This is a genomic window from Streptococcus castoreus DSM 17536, assembly GCF_000425025.1.
Classification (GTDB): Bacteria; Bacillota; Bacilli; order Lactobacillales; family Streptococcaceae; genus Streptococcus; species Streptococcus castoreus.
Genome location: NZ_AUKZ01000026.1, coordinates 1 through 18,573, shown reverse-complemented (window position 1 = coordinate 18,573; position 18,573 = coordinate 1). Strand labels below are relative to the sequence as shown.

19 protein-coding genes and 3 pseudogenes are annotated in these 18,573 nt (G+C 38.2%); 17 read left to right on the top strand and 5 right to left on the bottom strand.

Going from position 1 to position 18,573, the window contains the following annotated elements; translation table 11 throughout:
- Positions 1-79: 79 nt before the first annotated feature.
- From H346_RS0107065 to ftsY, 3 genes and pseudogenes are all read left to right on the top strand, one after another.
- Positions 80-880, top strand: coding sequence for a Cof-type HAD-IIB family hydrolase (locus tag H346_RS0107065; protein ID WP_027970468.1), 801 nt, complete (start codon positions 80-82; stop codon positions 878-880).
- Positions 877-1,704: a Cof-type HAD-IIB family hydrolase gene (locus H346_RS0107060; RefSeq protein WP_027970467.1), complete on the top strand. Its 828-nt coding sequence runs from the start codon at positions 877-879 to the stop codon at positions 1,702-1,704. Before H346_RS0107065 ends, H346_RS0107060 begins: the two co-directional genes overlap by 4 nt.
- Positions 1,705-2,186: 482 nt before the next feature.
- Positions 2,187-3,122, top strand: a pseudogene (gene ftsY, locus H346_RS0107055) (signal recognition particle-docking protein FtsY); the annotation flags it as partial.
- Between the two features lie 58 nt (positions 3,123-3,180).
- Here ftsY and H346_RS0107050 read toward each other — a convergent pair.
- A complete protein-coding gene (locus H346_RS0107050; RefSeq protein WP_027970465.1) occupies positions 3,181-4,551 on the bottom strand; it encodes an MFS transporter in 1,371 nt (456 codons plus the stop codon).
- A gap of 156 nt (positions 4,552-4,707) precedes the next feature.
- On the opposite strand from H346_RS0107050, the pseudogene H346_RS0107045 reads away from it, so the two are divergent.
- Both H346_RS0107045 and tnpA (H346_RS09860) read left to right on the top strand, forming a co-directional pair.
- A pseudogene (locus H346_RS0107045) lies at positions 4,708-5,070 on the top strand (family 1 glycosylhydrolase); the annotation flags it as partial.
- A 126-nt stretch (positions 5,071-5,196) separates the two neighbouring features.
- Positions 5,197-5,670, top strand: a pseudogene (tnpA, locus tag H346_RS09860) (IS200/IS605 family transposase).
- Between the two features lie 164 nt (positions 5,671-5,834).
- On the opposite strand, the gene H346_RS0107035 reads toward tnpA (H346_RS09860), so the two are convergent.
- The 3 genes from H346_RS0107035 to H346_RS10675 all read right to left on the bottom strand — a co-directional run bounded on the left by H346_RS0107035 (position 5,835) and on the right by H346_RS10675 (position 7,791).
- Positions 5,835-6,650: a TIGR03943 family putative permease subunit gene (locus H346_RS0107035; RefSeq protein WP_027970463.1), complete on the bottom strand. Its 816-nt coding sequence runs from the start codon at positions 6,648-6,650 to the stop codon at positions 5,835-5,837.
- Positions 6,650-7,552, bottom strand: coding sequence for a permease (locus tag H346_RS0107030; protein ID WP_027970462.1), 903 nt, complete (start codon positions 7,550-7,552; stop codon positions 6,650-6,652). Before H346_RS0107030 ends, H346_RS0107035 begins: the two co-directional genes overlap by 1 nt.
- Before the next feature lie 80 nt (positions 7,553-7,632).
- A complete protein-coding gene (locus H346_RS10675; protein ID WP_027970461.1) occupies positions 7,633-7,791 on the bottom strand; it encodes an SPJ_0845 family protein in 159 nt (52 codons plus the stop codon).
- Positions 7,792-8,368: 577 nt separating this feature from the next.
- Here H346_RS10675 and tnpA (H346_RS0107020) point away from each other — a divergent pair.
- The 8 genes from tnpA (H346_RS0107020) (at position 8,369) to H346_RS0106985 (ending at position 14,749) form a co-directional block, all read left to right on the top strand.
- A complete protein-coding gene (tnpA, locus tag H346_RS0107020; protein ID WP_027970460.1) occupies positions 8,369-8,833 on the top strand; it encodes an IS200/IS605 family transposase in 465 nt (154 codons plus the stop codon).
- A 198-nt stretch (positions 8,834-9,031) separates the two neighbouring features.
- Positions 9,032-11,164, top strand: a complete 2,133-nt coding sequence (locus tag H346_RS0107015; protein ID WP_027970459.1) for a Tex family protein — start codon at positions 9,032-9,034, stop codon at positions 11,162-11,164.
- Positions 11,151-11,588: a SprT family protein gene (locus tag H346_RS0107010; RefSeq protein ID WP_027970458.1), complete on the top strand. Its 438-nt coding sequence runs from the start codon at positions 11,151-11,153 to the stop codon at positions 11,586-11,588. The genes H346_RS0107015 and H346_RS0107010 overlap by 14 nt, the downstream gene beginning before the upstream one ends.
- A 61-nt stretch (positions 11,589-11,649) precedes the next feature.
- Positions 11,650-11,922: a PspC domain-containing protein gene (locus H346_RS0107005; RefSeq protein WP_027970457.1), complete on the top strand. Its 273-nt coding sequence runs from the start codon at positions 11,650-11,652 to the stop codon at positions 11,920-11,922.
- A gap of 276 nt (positions 11,923-12,198) precedes the next feature.
- Positions 12,199-13,131, top strand: a complete 933-nt coding sequence (hprK, locus tag H346_RS0107000) for an HPr(Ser) kinase/phosphatase (RefSeq protein WP_027970456.1) — start codon at positions 12,199-12,201, stop codon at positions 13,129-13,131.
- On the top strand, positions 13,128-13,907 hold the full coding sequence (gene lgt / locus H346_RS0106995; protein ID WP_027970455.1) for a prolipoprotein diacylglyceryl transferase: 780 nt from the start codon (positions 13,128-13,130) through the stop codon (positions 13,905-13,907). Before hprK ends, lgt begins: the two co-directional genes overlap by 4 nt.
- Positions 13,908-13,922: 15 nt before the next feature.
- Positions 13,923-14,327 carry a DUF948 domain-containing protein gene (locus tag H346_RS0106990; RefSeq protein WP_027970454.1) on the top strand — a complete coding sequence of 135 codons (405 nt, stop codon included), beginning with the start codon at positions 13,923-13,925 and terminating at the stop codon, positions 14,325-14,327.
- The gene (locus tag H346_RS0106985) at positions 14,324-14,749 is read left to right on the top strand and encodes a YtxH domain-containing protein (RefSeq protein ID WP_027970453.1); all 426 of its coding nucleotides are present in this window, start codon (positions 14,324-14,326) and stop codon (positions 14,747-14,749) included. Before H346_RS0106990 ends, H346_RS0106985 begins: the two co-directional genes overlap by 4 nt.
- A gap of 79 nt (positions 14,750-14,828) precedes the next feature.
- On the opposite strand, the gene H346_RS0106980 is transcribed toward H346_RS0106985, so the two are convergent.
- Positions 14,829-15,113, bottom strand: coding sequence for a DUF3270 domain-containing protein (locus H346_RS0106980; RefSeq protein ID WP_027970452.1), 285 nt, complete (start codon positions 15,111-15,113; stop codon positions 14,829-14,831).
- Positions 15,114-15,293: 180 nt separating this feature from the next.
- Between H346_RS0106980 and H346_RS0106975 the strand changes: the two genes are divergently transcribed.
- The 4 genes from H346_RS0106975 to H346_RS10305 all read left to right on the top strand — a co-directional run.
- Complete coding sequence (locus H346_RS0106975) at positions 15,294-16,220, top strand: peptidase U32 family protein (protein ID WP_027970451.1); 927 nt, start codon at positions 15,294-15,296, stop codon at positions 16,218-16,220.
- Positions 16,221-16,324: 104 nt separating this feature from the next.
- The gene (locus H346_RS0106970; protein ID WP_027970450.1) at positions 16,325-17,611 is read left to right on the top strand and encodes a peptidase U32 family protein; all 1,287 of its coding nucleotides are present in this window, start codon (positions 16,325-16,327) and stop codon (positions 17,609-17,611) included.
- 232 nt (positions 17,612-17,843) lie between these two features.
- Positions 17,844-18,056 (top strand): YdbC family protein, encoded by a 213-nt coding sequence (locus H346_RS0106965; RefSeq protein ID WP_027970449.1) that lies wholly within the window; start codon positions 17,844-17,846, stop codon positions 18,054-18,056.
- Positions 18,057-18,115: 59 nt separating this feature from the next.
- On the top strand, positions 18,116-18,573 hold a 458-nt coding region (locus H346_RS10305), incomplete at its 3' end, for a helix-turn-helix domain-containing protein (RefSeq protein WP_156888871.1).

Below are 18,573 nucleotides of genomic sequence, written 5' to 3'. Positions count from 1 at the left end.
AAAAGAAGTTACATTAGGATTTGAGATGCACACCCCGATGGGGTTTTGCACCCCCTAAAAAGGATAAAGGTTAGATTGTATGATTAAATTGATCGCAACAGATATGGATGGTACTTTTTTAGCAGAGGATGGTACTTATGATAGGGAAAGATTAGCTACGCTTTTACCTCGATTAGCTGAAAAAGAAATGTTGTTTGCTGTTTCTAGTGGTCGCTCACTTTTGGCTATTGATCAGTTATTTGCCCCTTTTTTAGATCAAATTGCCATTATCGCTGAGAATGGGTCAGTAGTTCAGTACCGAGGGGATATTCTTTTTGCAGACTTTATGACCAAGCCACAGTATACAGAAGTGGCTCAAAAAATCTTAGCTAATCCTTACTATGTAGAGACTGGTATGATTTTTTCAGGTCAAAAGGCCGCTTACATCTTAAAAGGCGCTACAGAGGCTTACATTCAAAAGATGCATCACTATTATGCGAACGTCAAAGTGATTGATAATTTGGATGTAATTATTGATGATTCTATTTTTAAAGTTTCTACTCATTTCACGGGAGAGACAGTCTTAGCTGCCAGTGAATGGTTAAGTCAAGAACTTCCTTACGCTTCAGCAGTAACAACCGGTTTTGATTCTATTGACATTATCCTAAAAGAAGTTAATAAAGGTTTTGGAATGAATCATCTTTGTCAAGCCTTGGAAATCAATGCTACAGATACCATTGCTTTTGGGGATAATTTCAATGATTATCAAATGTTAACATTTGCAGGAAAAGCTATTGCAACTAAAAATGCCAGACCAGAGATTAAGGCTATTTCTGATGAAGTCATCGGTCACTGCAATGATGGAGCGGTATTAACTTATTTAGAAGGATTAATTCAATGACAGATATTAAAATGTTAGCCCTTGACCTTGATGGCACCCTTTATAATACTGAAAAAATTGTTAGTGATGCCAATAAAAAAGCTCTGGCAGCAGCTAGAGCAAGAGGGATCAAAGTTGTTATAACAACAGGTAGACCTCTTAAAGCTATCGGAAATCTTTTGGAAGAATTAGACTTGCTTGATAACGAGGATTACAGCATCACCTTTAATGGTGGTTTGGTTCAGCGCAATACAGGTGAGATTTTAGATAAGAGTTCTCTTAGTTTTGAACAAGTTAGTCATATTCACAAAGAACTTGAAGCAGTTGGTTTGCCAACAGATATAATTAGCGATGGTGATGTTTACAGCATTCCAAGTAGTGATGGTAGGCATTCGCAATACCATTTAGCTAATCCACTCTTGAATTTTATAGACGTTAAATCAGTGACAGAGCTTCCCAAAACGATTGCCTACAATAAAATTGTTACTGTTACTGATCCAGATGTTTTAGATCAACAAATTGCTAAACTAGCACCAAGTATTTTTGAAGATTTTGAAGCTTTTAAATCACGAGATGTCATTTTTGAAATCATGCCAAAAGGCATACATAAGGCTTTGGGGTTGGATTTGCTTTGTCAGCATCTTGGATTTGAAGCCAAACATGTCATGGCAATGGGGGATGAAGCAAATGATTTTACCATGTTGGAATGGGCAGGGCTTGGTGTTGCTATGGCAAATGGTGTAGAGGGTGCTAAAAAAGTAGCTAATGCCGTAACAAACTTGACCAATGATGAATCTGGTGTAGCAGAGGCTGTGACAAGATTTATTTTAGATGAGGAAAACTAATGGGATTATTTGATCGTTTATTTGGAAAAAAAGAAGAACCTAAAATCATTGATGTTGATACAGAACAAGATGCTTTAGAGATAGCTAGTAAAAAAATGCCTTTGGAAAAGGTTGAACAAGTATCTGAGGAGCACGAAGTAACCAAAAATTTGGGGTATGTGCAAAAAGAATCAAAAGAACGTGATAAAAGTTGTCAGAAAGAAATGGTAAGCAAAAAAGGGATTTCTTCAGACTTTTATCAACCGGTTAAGGAACAATTTGTGGCGGATAGTAAGACTAGTGCCGCTACCAAAGAGTTGGCATCAAGTCAAGATGACTTAGCTAATCAGCAATTGACGGATGACTATTATCGTAACAAGGCTAAACTGGGAAAAAATCTTCAGAAAAAAGTAGTAGAAAACGTTTCGGTTATACCAGAACTAAACACTTCTCAGCTTGAGTCGTCAAAATCAGAAATTTTGGTTCAGAAAGAAACTGCTGTAGAACCCCCTGAAACAGATCAGGAAAAATACGAGCGTAGTTTGAAGAAAACACGAACAGGATTTTCAGCACGCTTAAACAGTTTTTTGGCTAATTTTAGACGTGTCGACGAGGAATTTTTTGAAGAATTAGAAGAAATCCTAATTCTTTCAGATGTTGGTGTCCATGTTGCCACGACCTTGACAGAAGAGTTGCGCTATGAAGCCAAGCTTGAAAATGCTAAAAAACCAGATGCCTTAAAACGTCTAATAGTGGAAAAGCTTGTGGCTATCTATGACAAAGACGGTCTTTATAATGAAGCCATCAACTATCAAGATGGGCTAACCGTTATGTTATTTGTCGGTGTTAATGGGGTTGGTAAAACTACATCAATCGGAAAACTTGCCTATCGTTACAAGCGAGAAGGTAAAAAGGTCATGTTGGTAGCAGCTGATACCTTCCGTGCTGGAGCTGTAGCTCAGTTGGTTGAATGGGGTCGCCGAGTGGAAGTACCAGTTATTACTGGTCCTGAAAAGGCAGACCCAGCTTCTGTTGTCTTTGACGGGGTGGAAAAGGCTGTAGCAGAAGGCGCTGATATTCTCCTAATTGACACGGCTGGACGCTTGCAAAATAAAGAAAATCTCATGGCAGAGCTTGAAAAAATGGGGCGTATTATTAAGCGTGTCCTACCAGATGCCCCTCACGAAACCCTCTTGGCACTTGATGCCTCAACAGGTCAAAATGCTCTTAGTCAAGCCAAGGAATTTTCAAAAATCACACCACTGACAGGTTTGATTTTAACCAAAATTGATGGCACCGCGAAAGGTGGTGTGGTTTTAGCTATCCGCCAAGAATTGGATATTCCAGTTAAATTTATCGGTTTTGGGGAAAAAATGGATGATATTGGCGAATTCCATTCGGAAGACTTTATGAGAGGACTTCTGGAAGGAATTCTCTAGAAAATAAAAATCAGTCTAGGTTGTCTTAGACTGATTTTGATATTCAAAGCGACTTGACTTACTCGCTAGCAATCCTACTTTTATCTAACTGTCTAAACATGATAAAGAAAAAGAGGAAATTTAGCAGAGCAAAGACTGTAAATAGGAAATAAACGGATTGGACTCCTGCTGTGAATTCTGGCTGACTATTGGCTATCAATGAGGCAAGAGCTGTTCCTAAAGCACCAGCAAATTGTTGCATCATTTGGGAAATAGCTGTTGCGTCTGCATTTTTTTCGGTAGGCAGTTCTTGAATGGCAGTGGCAAGGGTATTATTGAAACTCATATTGCGTCCGAAAGTAAAGACAATGTAGAGTAGGGTAAAGCTAGTGAGCATAAAGTGTCTTGTTAATAGAGTCATTATTATTAACGAAATACTAAATAGCAAATTACCAATATAGAGGGAAAGCTTAGCACCTTTGGCATCGTAAAATTTCCCAAACAAGGGAGCAAGGAATGCCCCAAGCAAGGTACCCGGTAATAATACCATGCCAGCTTGTGAGCTGTCTGCGATTTTTTCCATAACGATAAAGTTTGGTGTTAAGAAATTAATGCCCAAATTAATCATTTGGAAGACGAAAAAGGGAAAGAGACCGAAAGTGACAGACGGTATTTTCAAAATGCGAATATCAAGAAAAGGTTGGACACTGGATAAGTTCTTATAAAGGAAGAAACTAAAGCTAACAAGAAAAATCCCGAAATAGAGCCAATTCATTTGCCCAGTTTCCAAACTTGTAATGACTAATAGAGCAAAACTTAAACTAATAGCAAGCGCTGTAAAAGCAATAAAATCAAAAGGAACTTTCTTACTAGATTTAGAGTCTTCTAGGTAGAAATAAGCGATTAAACTAGCAATAATGGGTACCGGTAAGGTACAAATGAAAATCCACTGCCAATTAAAATGGCTAATCATAAAGCCGCCATAGGTTGGACCAAAAGCAGGTGCTAGGCTGATGATGAGACCTCCAAAGCCCATAAACATACCAATTTTATGAATAGGTACCCGTTCTAAAATAATATTAAACATTTGGGGCATAATGATACCCGTCCCCATGCCTTGGAATATTCTTGCCAGCAGCATGACTGTAAATGACGGGGTTAACACCGCTAAAATAGTTCCAAAGATGAACAAAGCTGAGGCAGCAAAAAAGAGTTGTCTTTCTCTAAAATTCTTCTTGAGCGTTGCGGAAGTGGTCATCATGATAGCCACCGCTAGTAGGTAAATCGTTGTTATCCACTGTAAATGATTCAATGGTAAGTGGTAGACAGACATGAGTGTTGGAAAAGTCACATTCATGCTTGTTTCAGATAAAATTCCTGAAAAACCAATGAGCGCTATGGCAACAATGGCCATTACGGTTTGTTTTGAAACAGTTTGATGATTTGACATTGTAACTCCTTTAACTTATCTATTCATTGTAACATAGAATGTTAAACTTGTCAGAAGCTTGTTGTCTGAACTGTTAAAAATGCTGGAATTTGATGCAAGGATAGTTTGCTCACATTTTAAGGCTAACCATATTGTGATTGCCTTTGAAGACGCAGCCAAGGTAATATTCTAGGTGAGCTAGTCAACTCTCAGTTGAAAACATCTGAGTGGGGTTGGCAGATAGACCCAATTGGTCTACGTCTGGTCTTGAATCAGTACTATGACCGCTACCAGATTCCTTTGTTTATTGTTGAAAATGGCTTAGGGGCAAAGGATCAGCTGGTACCAACCGCAGATGGCAGCATGACGGTTCACGATGATTATCGTATCGACTACATGCAGCAGCACCTCGTTCAAATTGCCAAAGCGATTGAAGATGGTGTTGAGGTCATGGGTTACACTTCTTGGGGATGTATTGATTGTGTCTCTATGTCCACAGCCCAATTAAGTAAGCGCTATGGTTTTATTATGGCTTCGAGGCAGTTTTTCGCGAAGAGGAAAACAAGAAAACCACCAGCTAAGCTGGTGGCTAACAAGGCTTGTAGCTTCCATTTATTTTTCCTAGTACAATCTAATTGTTTAGGTTAGACAAAGGAGGAAAAATAAATGGCTAAAACCAGTTACAGTTTATCACATACAAAATGGATGTGCAAATATCACATTGTCTTCACACCAAAGTATCGTCGCAAATTCATTTACTACAAAATAAGACAGGATTTAATTGAAATTTTCCGTCATCTATGTCAATACAAAGGAGTAGAAATTATTGAAGGACACCTGATGCCAGATCATGTCCATATGCTTGTGCTTATTCCACCCAAACTTGCGATTTCAGATTTCATGGGATACTTAAAAAGTAAAAGTGCTTTGATGATATTTGATAAGCACGCCAATTTAAAATATAAATATGGAAATCGTAAGTTTTAGGCTAGGGGATATTATGTCAGTACAGTTGGATTAACTGAGAAAACTGTAGCGAAATATATACGCGAGTAAGAGAAGGATGACATTGCACTCGATAAGTTAAGTGTTAAAGAATATGAAGATCCGTTCTCTGACGGAGGATTCAGGACAAGATAAAAGCCCGTTGTTACGGGCATCAGTCAAGTAACGAAAGTATAACCTGAACGAAGTTCAGCGAACGTCTTTAGACGTCGCTGGAGATGAACGGCTTATAGCCGGTGTACAAGCCACCCGTGAAAACGGGTGGTTATGACTAAGAAACAACTGGTTTTTGTTAGGGTTTAAAAAACACGGTAAACATAAGGATTATCGGGTTCCTGACTTCGATGCACTTCTGAAATTTGAAGAACAGGGAGCTGTTGCTTTAACTTATTGTTGTATTCCATATGGAGTTTTCCTTTTACTGTTAACCAAGTGTTATTAGGATAACTTTTTGGGCTGCCTGTGGTCAAAAGACCATACACCCCAGAGTCAGCGATACAATGGATAATACCAAAACGAAAGAGAAATTGGTAATTGTCATGCTCAGGTTCATTGTAAACAAAACCGGTGTATTGAATGTCTCGGTCAAGAAATTCGTCAGGGTAGAGGTAGATGAGTTCCATCACTTCCATATAATTTTTAGTGGTGATGGTCAGAGGCTTCTTCCCTTTATACTTGCTAAGTTCTTTTCGCATTTCTTTTTGATAGGCAGACTTTGTAAAATAAAGACTAGTATCAGGTTTTAAATATTGAATAGTGGTGCCATCATCACTGACCCCTGATTTTGCAGCCCCAGCAGCTAGTGGAAAAGTATATCCTTTGGCTGAAACGGTTGTCGAATCAAGAGTGGCTGTTGGTACAAAAAGACCAACTAAGACAGGAAAGGCTAAGATAAACGGACTGGTTAGCTTTGCTATTTTTCCAGTTAAATGGCTATGCACTTTAATCGTTTTCATCCAAGTGTAAAGTTGTACTAAAGCTAGAATAAAGGACAAAACCATAGAAATGTAAGCTAGATAAGAATAGCGAGCATTGATATATTGATCCAATTTTCCGGATAATTGGAGATACATTGTTAGTTCAAAATAGCCAACTAAGATTAAGAAACGAATCATTAGAGCACCCCCACAAGTAAACAATAAACGGTAATCATAATGACGGATACACCAATAAATTGAATGATAAAGCGCCCCTTAAAGGCCTTTAACATCATCATGAGATTTTTTATATCCACCATGGGACCAATTAAGAGGAAGGCAAGGACTGGTGCCACCCCAAAAGTTGACAGCAAGGAAGCCCCAATAAAAGCGTCTGCTTCACTACAAAGTGATAGAATAAAGGCCATGAGCATCATGATTAAAATAGCTGTCAGGGGGCTATGCCCAATAGTGGTTAATATACGGGTTGGCACATAAATTTGCATAGCAGAGGCAATTAGTGTCCCGAAAACCAAGTACCTTCCTGTGTCGAAAAATTCATCAATAGCATGTGCTAAGGCTAAATAAATCCGTTTTGGAATACTTTCACGAGAGTAGTCATGGAAATGAACAGGTTGAGCGGTTTCCTTTAAGATCGTTTCATCGACGATAAAGGCAAGAAGTAAACCCAAAGTAATGGCAACTAAAATAGCGCCGAAGAGTCGTAGCATGAGAAAGCGTAGTGAATTTCCAAATGCCGAATAAGTAGCAAATAAGACGATAGGATTAATAATGGGAGCTGTGGCTAAGAAAGGAATAGCAGTATAACTAGGGACCTTTTTTTCCAGAAAGCGGTTAATGATAGGAATAATACCACACTCACAAGAAGGAAAAACAAAGCCGACAAAGGTTCCAAATAAAATACGCAAGAATTTTTGCTTTGGGAGATACTTTTGAACCAAATCTGGTGTGACAAAAACTTCGATACATCCTGATAAAATAGTCCCTAAAAAAACAAAAGGTAGGGCTTCAATGATGATTGATAAAAAAATAGCAAACCATTGAAGTACGCTCGGTGGTAGATTTGACAAAGGCGACATTCGTCATGTCCTTTCTATGGATAATAAAATAAGATCTTTATATAGAAACTGAGATCGAAAGTATCAGAAAAAAACAAGATTTAATGCTTAGATTTTACATTATCAGAAGATTTTGCTTTTTCAGATCTTAGAATCTTTCCGTCAGAATCGATAGCTAAAGGTTTCTCAAAGCTAGGGACGGTTGCAAAGCTTGCCATCATTTTTTCGAGTTGATCATTTTTCTTATGGGTAATTGCCATGGGTAAAACCTACTTTCAGTTGAGATATTGTTTTTACAACGGTTTTATAAGCGGTGTTGACTGAAATCTAAACCTATTGCCGAAGAATCATTTTAAACGACATTTAGTATAGTGCCGCGACTTTGACTCTATTATACTATCATTTGGTGACAAATCCAAAGCCAAAGTATTTTTCTTAGTATATCACGACCTAGTAGACAATTAATTCGGCAGAGTCAGTAGATGACTATATCTAAAGAGTGATCACTTTAGAATTATCGTAGTTAATAAATTATCAAATGGTTGCAGATTGCTGGGTAGTCTTAGAAAGCTTGTTAGAGTAATCTTTTTAGGAGGGCATTTTTCATTTATAAAGAAAAAGACAGAAAAAATTATCCAAAATGGACTTTTTTTCAAGCTAAGTAAACCTTTTGGTGTTTACTTTTTTCTTATGTGACTTTTAGTCCGTCTCGCTCCGTGAGGTGCGAGACAAATAAACCACCCGCTATGCGGGTGCGCAAAGGAGGTTATACCAAAAAACTCCAAACGCGGTACAATAGAGGTGTTCAAGCCCACTGTAAAGCGAAAGGAGAAAAGTATGACACAAAAAGCGCATAGTTTATCACACACAAAGTGGAATTGTAAATATCACATTGTGTTCACCCCTAAGTATAGACGAAAAATTATCTATAATCAATATCGAAGCAGTTTAGGCGAGATATTCCACCGTTTATGTCGCTACAAAGGTGTTGAGATTATTGAAGGTCATCTCATGCCAGACCATGTTCATATGTTGGTTAGTATTCCGCCTAGAATTAGCGTTTCAAGTTTCATGGGATATTTGAAAGGGAAAAGTGCTCTCATGATGTTTGACAAACACGCCAATCTCAAATATAAGTTTGGGAATCGCTATTTTTGGGCAGAGGGCTATTACGTGAGTACAGTTGGACTTAATGAAGCCACCATAAAGAAATATATTCAAGAACAGGAAAAGCATGATATGGCACTAGATAAACTGAGTGTGAAAGAATATGAAGATCCCTTTAGGGATAGTGGCAAGTAATACGATTACCTCTTTGAGAGGTTAGTGACGAGTCAAGAGCAGTGAGGCTTGAACAACGTGAAAGCCAGCGTCTTTAGGCGCTGGCTGGTGATGTGGGCTTATAGCCCTTGTTCAAACCACCCGTTTGACGGGTGGTTATGATTTCTCAGCAATTCTTTCTCAACTTCCCCAATGATTTCTTTATGTTATAATAATATTATGGAAAATAGAACTAGTCAAAAAATTGCAGAAGTGTTGGGGATTAATCTCCATCAAATTGAACAAGTCCTTGCTCTCACAGCTGAAGGCAATACCATTCCTTTTATAGCTCGGTATCGCAAGGAAATTACTGGAAACTTAGATGAAGTGGCGATTAAATCCATCATTGATATGGATAAATCTCTTACCAATCTGAATGAGCGTAAAGCAACGATTCTTGCAAAAATTGAAGAGCAAGGCAAATTAACTGACCAGCTGAAAGCTAGCATTGAAACTGTTGACAAGTTAGCAGACTTAGAAGAATTATATCTTCCCTATAAAGAAAAACGTCGGACAAAGGCAACTCTTGCACGTGAAGCCGGTCTATTCCCATTGGCACGTTTGATTTTACAAAATGCTAATGATCTTGAAGCAGCGGCAGAGTCCTTTACCACAGAAGGTTTTGCGACTTCTCAAGAAGCACTTGCAGGAGCTATTGCTATTTTGGTGGAAGCCATGTCAGAAGATGCCAAATTACGTTCTTGGACCTACAATGAAATTTGGAATTATAGCCAATTAGTTTCTAGCGTCAAAGATGACAGTTTAGATGAGAAAAACGTTTTTCAGATTTACTATGATTTTTCTGATCAGGTTTCCAAAATGCAGGGTTACCGAACATTAGCATTGAATCGTGGGGAAAAACTAGGTGTCTTGAAGGTCTCTTTTGAACATAATATTGAAAAAATGCTACGCTTTTTTAGCATGCGTTTTAAAGAGATCAATCCTTATATTGAAGAAGTTATCAGTCAAACGGTTAAAAAGAAAATTGTACCCGCGATGGAAAGACGTATTCGGACGGAATTGAGTGATGCCGCAGAAGATGGTGCGATTCACCTTTTTTCAGAAAATTTACGACATCTTTTATTGGTATCGCCTTTAAGAGGAAAAAGGGTTCTTGGCTTTGACCCTGCTTTTAGAACAGGTGCTAAACTGGCTGTGGTTGATCAGACTGGAAAACTCTTGACCACTCAGGTTATTTACCCAGTGGCACCAGCTAGTCAAACTAAGATTCAAGCAGCAAAAATCACCTTAGCAGAATTAATTAGAACTTATCAAATTGACATTATTGCTATCGGAAATGGTACCGCTAGTCGAGAAAGCGAGGCCTTTGTAGCAGCAGTATTGAAAGATTTTCCAGACACCTCTTATGTCATTGTGAATGAAAGTGGGGCTTCTGTTTATTCAGCCTCAGAATTAGCTCGTCATGAATTTCCAGAACTAACTGTGGAAAAACGTTCTGCTATTTCCATAGCTCGTCGGCTACAAGACCCACTAGCAGAATTGGTTAAAATTGATCCTAAGTCGATTGGTGTTGGTCAATACCAACATGATGTCAGCCAAAAGAAACTCAGCGAGAACCTCGATTTTGTCGTGGATACCGTGGTTAATCAAGTTGGTGTGAACATCAATACAGCCAGCCCGTCTCTTCTAGCTCACGTTTCAGGTTTAAACAGAACCATTTCTGAAAATATTGTCAAATATCGTGAGGAAAATGGTGAAATTACCTCGCGTGCAGAGATTAAAAAGGTTCCGCGATTGGGGGCAAAGGCTTTTGAACAGGCAGCTGGTTTCCTTCGTATTCCCAATGCTGAGAATATTTTAGACAATACCGGTGTCCATCCAGAATCTTACCCAGCGGTGAAAGCACTCTTCAAGTTATTAGCTATTAACGAGTTGAATGATGCTGCCAGAGCAAAATTGCAAACTGTTCAAGTAGCTGAAATGGCAGAAAATCTTGCTATTGGTCAGGCAACTCTTAAAGATATTATTGCAGATCTTCTCAAACCAGGTCGTGATCTTCGTGATGAATTTGAAGCACCAATCTTACGTCAAGATATTCTTGATTTAAAGGATTTGGAGATTGGGCAAAAATTAGAAGGAACTGTCAGAAATGTCGTTGATTTTGGCGCCTTTGTTGATATTGGCATTCACGAAGATGGTCTTATTCATATCTCTGAGATGAGTAAAACTTTTGTTAATCATCCAAGTCAAGTAGTGTCAGTTGGTGATTTGGTTACTGTTTGGGTATCAAAGATTGATTTAAACCGCCACAAAGTCAATCTGAGTCTTTTACCGCCTCGTGAAGCTTATTGATTATGTTCGGAAAGTCTCTCTAACTGATTTTGGAAAACCTTTTAAGCATAATGCCCATTGGAACAAGCGCTTAAAAACCACCGGCGGTCGTTTCTTTCCAAAAGACGGTCACTTAGACTTCAACCCTCAGTTGTTAGAAAAACATGGCGAAGCTGTTTTTAGAAAAATTGTTCGTCATGAACTTTGCCACTACCATTTGTATTATGCAGGTTTGGGTTATCAGCACAAAGACAAGGCATTTAAAGAACTTCTAGCTCAAGTGGATGGCTTACGCTATGCGCCAGTTAGTCAAACAAATCAGGCTAACTATCACTATTCTTGTCAAAAGTGTGGTCAAGACTATCAGCGTAAAAGGCGGATTAATCTGACTAAATACGTTTGTGGAAAGTGTCGTGGAAAACTCATTGAAAAAAATCGGTCGTAAGGCTGATTTTTTTTGCCAAAAAAAGGATAAACTAGTATTATAGAATAAGGAGTGAGGAAATATGGGATCTAAATTTTATAAACAGCGCAAAAATAAACTCATATCGGGTGTTGTGGCTGGGATAGCTGATAAATATGGTTGGGATTTACCATTAGCTCGTGTACTTACTGCTTTGCTAATTTTTTTCACACGTTTTGGTCTTATTCTCTATATTCTGTTGGCCATTTTTCTACCATACAAAGAGGATTTAATTGATGACTACTACGGACGTGGACCACGTCGCCGTAAAGAGGCTGATGTTTTAAATGACAAAGAAGATGGTTGGTTTTGGTAATAAGAATCAGTAGGTCAAAAAGCCATTAAGAGATAACAGGGTCTTGATTGGCAAATCACAATCATCTATTGATGAATGAGTTGGAGAGTCTCTATCACGTGATAGGGCTCTTTTACTGTTTTAAACCATTGCTCACCGCTAAGAAATCACTAGAAGAATATCTTTGAACAATTAACCATCTTGATAAACAACTTTTCTTGTTCTGGTTATCATAAAATTGGGTATTTGTAAGGGCTTAGCTGTTGTTTTGTGATATAATATTGAAAAGGAGAAATTATGACCGTTACTGTAAAGATGTTAGTTCAAAAAGTCAAGCTTAATGTGGTTTATGCGACAGAAAGCTTGTTGGGAAAAGAAATAACAACATCCGATATTTCACGTCCTGGTCTTGAAATGACTGGTTATTTTGATTATTATGCTCCAGAAAGGTTGCAGCTTTTTGGAATGAAAGAGTGGTCTTATCTTACTCAAATGACCTCTCACAATCGTTATTCAGTCTTAAAAGAGATGTTTAAAAAAGACACACCTGCTGTTATTGTCTCAAGAAATTTAACCATTCCAGAAGAAATGATTCAAGCTGCGAAAGAAGAAGGTATTGCTCTTTTGAGTAGTCGTGTTTCTACTAGCCGTTTGGCAGGGGAAATGTCCTATTTTCTTGATGCTTCACTTGCTGAACGTACCAGTGTTCATGGTGTTTTAATGGACATCTATGGTATGGGAGTTCTTATTCAAGGGGATTCTGGTATTGGTAAAAGTGAAACTGGTTTGGAATTAGTTAAGCGAGGACACCGCTTGGTTGCTGATGATCGTGTCGATGTCTATGCTAAAGATGAAGAAACCCTTTGGGGTGAACCAGCAGAAATTTTGCGTCACTTATTGGAAATCCGTGGGGTAGGGATTATTGATGTGATGTCACTTTATGGTGCCAGTGCTGTTAAGGATTCATCACAAGTTCAGTTGGCGATTTATCTTGAAAACTTTGAAGCAGGTAAAGTATTTGATCGACTTGGAAACGGCAATGAGGAAATTACTTTCTCTGGTGTCAGTATCCCTCGGATCCGTATTCCGGTTAAAACTGGTCGTAATGTTTCAGTTGTGATTGAAGCAGCAGCAATGAACCACCGTGCCAAAGAAATGGGATTTGACGCTACTAAAACTTTTGAAGATCGCTTAACACAACTAATTACTAAAAATGAGGCAAATCAATGATTAATCCTATTGCTTTCAAACTCGGACCTTTGACTGTTCATTGGTATGCTTTGTGCATTCTGACAGGTTTAATTTTGGCAGTTTATTTAGCGTCAAAAGAAGCACCAAGAAAACGTCTGTCCTCCGATGATATTCTTGATTTCATTCTTATTGCCTTTCCGCTTGCCATTATTGGGGCGAGGCTTTACTATGTCATCTTTGAATGGTCTTATTACGCTCACCATTTAGATGAAATTATCGCCGTTTGGAATGGAGGAATTGCTATCTACGGTGGTCTTATTACAGGTGTGATTATCCTTTTGATTTATTGTTACTACAAGGTACTTAATCCCATCCACTTGTTAGATGTTGCTGCCCCTGGGGTTATGCTTGCTCAAGCCATTGGTCGCTGGGGAAATTTTATCAACCAAGAGGCCTATGGTAAAGCTGTCAGCAACTTGGACTACCTTCCTAGCTTTATTCGTCAGCAAATGTTTATTGACGGTAGTTACCGCATTCCAACTTTTCTTTATGAGTCACTTTGGAATTTTTTAGGGTTTATACTTATCATGATTTGGCGCCGCAAACCAAAACGTCTTTTAGATGGCGAGATCTTCACCTTTTACCTCATTTGGTATGGTTTTGGACGGCTAGTTATTGAAGGCATGCGAACAGATAGTCTTATGTTTTTGGGAATTCGTGTCTCCCAATATGTGTCAGTTTTATTCATTATAATTGGTATTATCTTTGTCTGGAAAAGACGTCATCAAAAGGGAATTCCTTATTATCAAGAATAGAAAAAGGAGAAGTTTATGGATTTAGTTGGAATCTCACTTATTATTATTGCACTAGCCTTTGTTGCCTTGGTTATTTTCTTAATCGTTGTCTTGAAAAAGGCATCTGAAATGATTGATGAAGCTCAAAAAAGCCTCACGGTCTTAACGAGTGATGTCAATGTGATCCTCCATCAAACCAATGGCATTTTGGCAAAAGCCAATGTTTTTGCAGAAGATGTTAATGGAAAGCTAGCAACAATTGCCCCTTTATTTGTTGCGATTGCTGATTTATCAGAAAGTGTTTCTGATTTAAATCTTCAGGCAAGACAATTTGGGCAAAAAGCAACAAGTGCAACAAGCAACATGACAAAGGTGGGCAAGGTTGCTCTTATTAGCAAAATCGTTTCAACACTATTTGGGAGAAAAGGAGAAAAATCATGAGTAAGTGTTTCAAAACTTTAATGATCGGTGCTGTTTCAGGAGCGGCTGTGGGCTATTTTTTATCAACTGAAAAAGGTAAGGCTTTTAAGGCAAGGGTTGAAAAGGCTTGTCAAGCCTACAAGGAAAATCCAAACGAGTATCATCAATTAGTAAAGGAAAAAGGAAGTGAGTATCTTAGCTTGGCATGCGATACTTTTAATGACCTTAGAGAAAAAGTAGAGTCTGGTGATTTAACAGGAGACCAATTATTAGATCTTTTTAAAGATAAAGCAACTGACTTTATGCAAAAAACGAAAACTCCCGTTGTTGATGTAGAAATAAATGATCATTTTAGCGTTGATTTAAGTGAAAATGATATTATTATTGATTACGAAGATATTGAAGCAAAGGTTAGCACAAATCAAGGGGCAAAAGATAATTAATAAAAAGCTTTCTCGGGGAGAGAAAGCTTTTTAAATAGTGCAGAAATAAAAAGAGTTAAGCTTAGCTTAACTCCGTCATCTATTTTAATAATGTTTTGATGCCTTTGGACAACAAGGAAGTAATGCCAAGACCCATGATACTAGCGAATAAGAAAGCCCAAACAGGGGCTAAATTCATGACGAGTAGGACAAATGCAAATAGAACCGTAATTAAACTAAAGCTAGCAACACGGACAAAAAATACTAATTCGCTTAATTTAGCACTTTGACCACTGAAATCTTGAAAATCTCGGAATTTATCTTGTGATTCTTGAGACAAGTCGTAATCTTCAAGCTCATGATGCTTTTTTAATGGTGCAGGCATAGTCCTCTCCTTTCCTTGAGATGCTAAACCATTTTATCACAAAAGTCGTTTTTTGTCATCTTTTTTTAAAATTGTTATAGGGTCGCTAAGATATTTCCAAAAGGATTAGTCATTGGAAACTGTAAGATTTTGTAAGAAATATGCTTGACCTATTCAAATTTTTGGTATAATAGAAATTATATGGAAAAAATAATTATTACAGCCACAGCAGAAAGCATTGACCAAGTCAAGGCGCTATTAGCTGCTGGTGTTGATCGTATTTATGTTGGTGAAGCAAATTATGGGTTACGTCTTCCTCATAATTTTTCTTATGAGGAACTGAGACAAATTGCCAAGCTAGTTCATGATGCGGGCAAAGAACTTACTGTAGCCTGTAATGCCTTAATGCATCAAGATATGATGGATCAGATCCCTCCTTTTTTGGACTTGATGAAAGAAATTGCGGTTGATTATCTTGTGGTTGGTGATGCAGGTGTTTTTTATGTTAACAAAAGAGATGGTTACCATTTTAATTTAATTTATGACACATCAGTCTTTGTGACGTCAAGTCGGCAAGTGAATTTTTGGGGACAACATGGTGCAGTTGAAAGTGTCTTGGCTAGGGAAATTCCGTCTGCCGAATTATTCACTTTAGCCAAAAATCTTGAATTTCCCGCAGAAGTACTGGTTTATGGCGCTTCAGTCATCCATCATTCCAAACGACCACTTTTAGAAAATTATTACCATTTTAGCAAAATTGATGATGAGGTTAGTCGTAATCGAGGTTTATTCTTGGCAGAGCCAGGGGATGCAAGTAGTCATTATTCGATTTATGAGGATAATCATGGTACGCACATTTTCATTAATAATGATATTGATATGATGTCTAAATTGGGTGAGCTCTATGAGCATGGCTTGACTCATTGGAAATTAGATGGGATTTATTGTCCAGGTGACAATTTTGTGACCATCGCCAAATTATTTATCCAAGCGAAGGCATTGTTGGAGACAGGGCAATTTACTCAAGAAAAGGCTGAAAAACTTGATCAACAAGTGCAAGCACATCATCCAGTCGGTCGTGGTTTAGATACTGGTTTTTATAATTTTGATCCTAAAACCGTTAAATAAAATCAAACACTTGTCTTGAGTGAGTTTGCTATTTCAAGTCAAGACAAGGGGATAAAAATGGGAAACAGGTAATCTACCTATCTTGAAAATAGAAAGAATATCAGATGTCAAATATAAAGAAACGTCCCGAGGTCTTATCGCCTGCGGGGACATTGGAAAAATTAAAGGTTGCTATTGATTACGGTGCGGATGCTGTTTTTGTAGGGGGACAAGCCTACGGTTTAAGAAGTCGTGCAGGAAATTTCTCTATGGAAGAATTGCAAGAAGGGATTGACTATGCCCATGCGCGTGGAGCTAAGGTTTATGTCGCTGCTAATATGGTCACACATGAGGGAAATGAAATTGGGGCGGGCGAGTGGTTCTGCCAGTTACGTGATATGGGACTTGATGCAGTTATTGTTTCGGATCCAGCTTTGATTGTGATTTGTTCAACAGAAGCACCGGGGTTGGAAATTCACTTATCAACCCAGGCATCATCGACTAATTACGAAACCTTTGAATTTTGGAAAGCAATGGGCTTGACCCGTGTCGTTTTAGCGCGTGAAGTTAACATGGCAGAATTAGCGGAAATCCGAAAGCGCACAGATGTGGAAATTGAGGCTTTTGTCCACGGAGCCATGTGTATTTCTTACTCAGGACGTTGCGTTTTGTCAAATCACATGAGTCATCGTGATGCCAATCGTGGGGGATGTTCTCAGTCTTGCCGTTGGAAATATGACTTGTATGATATGCCATTTGGTTCAGAACGACGTTCCTTAAAAGGGGAAATTCCAGAAGAATATTCTATGTCTTCCGTTGACATGTGTATGATTGAACATATTCCTGACCTCATTGAAAATGGTGTGGATAGTCTTAAAATTGAAGGGCGCATGAAATCCATTCATTATGTCTCAACTGTTACCAACTGTTATAAGGCAGCTGTAGACGCTTATATGGAAAGTTCGGAAGCCTTTTATGCCATCAAAGATGAATTGATTGATGAGTTATGGAAGGTTGCACAACGAGAATTGGCAACAGGGTTTTACTACGGAATACCGACTGAAAATGAGCAGCTCTTTGGTGCTCGCCGTAAAATTCCACAATACAAATTTGTAGGAGAAGTGGTTTCCTTTGATACAGACAGTATGACAGCAACCATTCGTCAACGTAATGTTATCATGGAAGGTGACCCAATTGAGTGTTATGGTCCAGGTTTTCGACACTTTGAAGCAGTTATTAAAGACTTACATGATGCTAATGGTCAAAAGATTGATCGTGCCCCAAATCCAATGGAGTTATTAACCATTTCCTTGCCAAGAGAAGTTAAGCCAGGTGATATGATTAGGGCTTGTAAAGAAGGTTTGGTTAATCTTTACCAAAAAGATGGGACAAGTAAAACCATAAGGGCTTAATACAAAAGTTATAAAAATAAAATAGAGAATACCTTTTCTCCTAAGAGATTCTAAACCTAAGTAAGGCAAACAAGGTGACGGTTGCTTGCCTTAGCTAATAGGAATGACAAGTGAGTTGATAGGCTGCCGTCTCAAAAATGGATAATACAATTTTAGCGTAAGTCATAGAAAAGTTTGAAAAAATGTTAATGTTTGCGATTATTTTTCGAATAGATAGATAGGGAGGAAAAAGATGTCAGAATTTACATTTAAAATCGAGGAACATTTATTAACCTTATCAGAAAGTGATAAAGGTTGGACTAAAGAATTGAACCGTGTCAGCTTTAATGGTGCAGAGGCCAAGTGGGATATTCGTACTTGGAGTCCTGACCATAGCAAGATGGGAAAAGGTATTACTTTAACTAATGAAGAATTTAAAGCGATTGTGGATGCTTTTCGACGTTAGTTACATGTAAAAGACTATTTATACTAAGCAAAAATCAAAAATAGCGTTATAATAGTGTTATGATAAATGAACTCACTCCAACTCATGTTAAAGAATTAAAACAAGCACTAAAAGACAAAAATAACGCTCCGCATCATAGAAAAATTCAGGGACTTATTCTTTATTCTGAATGCCGTAATTTAACAAAAGCAGCCAACTCAGTAGGATTTGTCCATCAGACAGTACGAAACCTATTGAATCGCTATCTAAGTGGAGGATTAGAGGCTCTATTAAAAGAAAAGCGTGGCGGACGTTGTCGGTCTTATATGACGCATGAAGAGGAGGAAAATTTCCTGAAAGAACAGCTCTCTTCTGCTTTGAATGGAGACTTCGTGACTGTCAACTCACTCTTTGAAGCTTATCAAGAAACAGTTGGTCGCCAAACAACTTTAGAAGGTTTCTATGCTCTTCTTAAACGCCATGGTTGGCGTAAGGTTAGCCCACGTCCCCAACATCCTAAAAAAGCAGACGCTGAAAC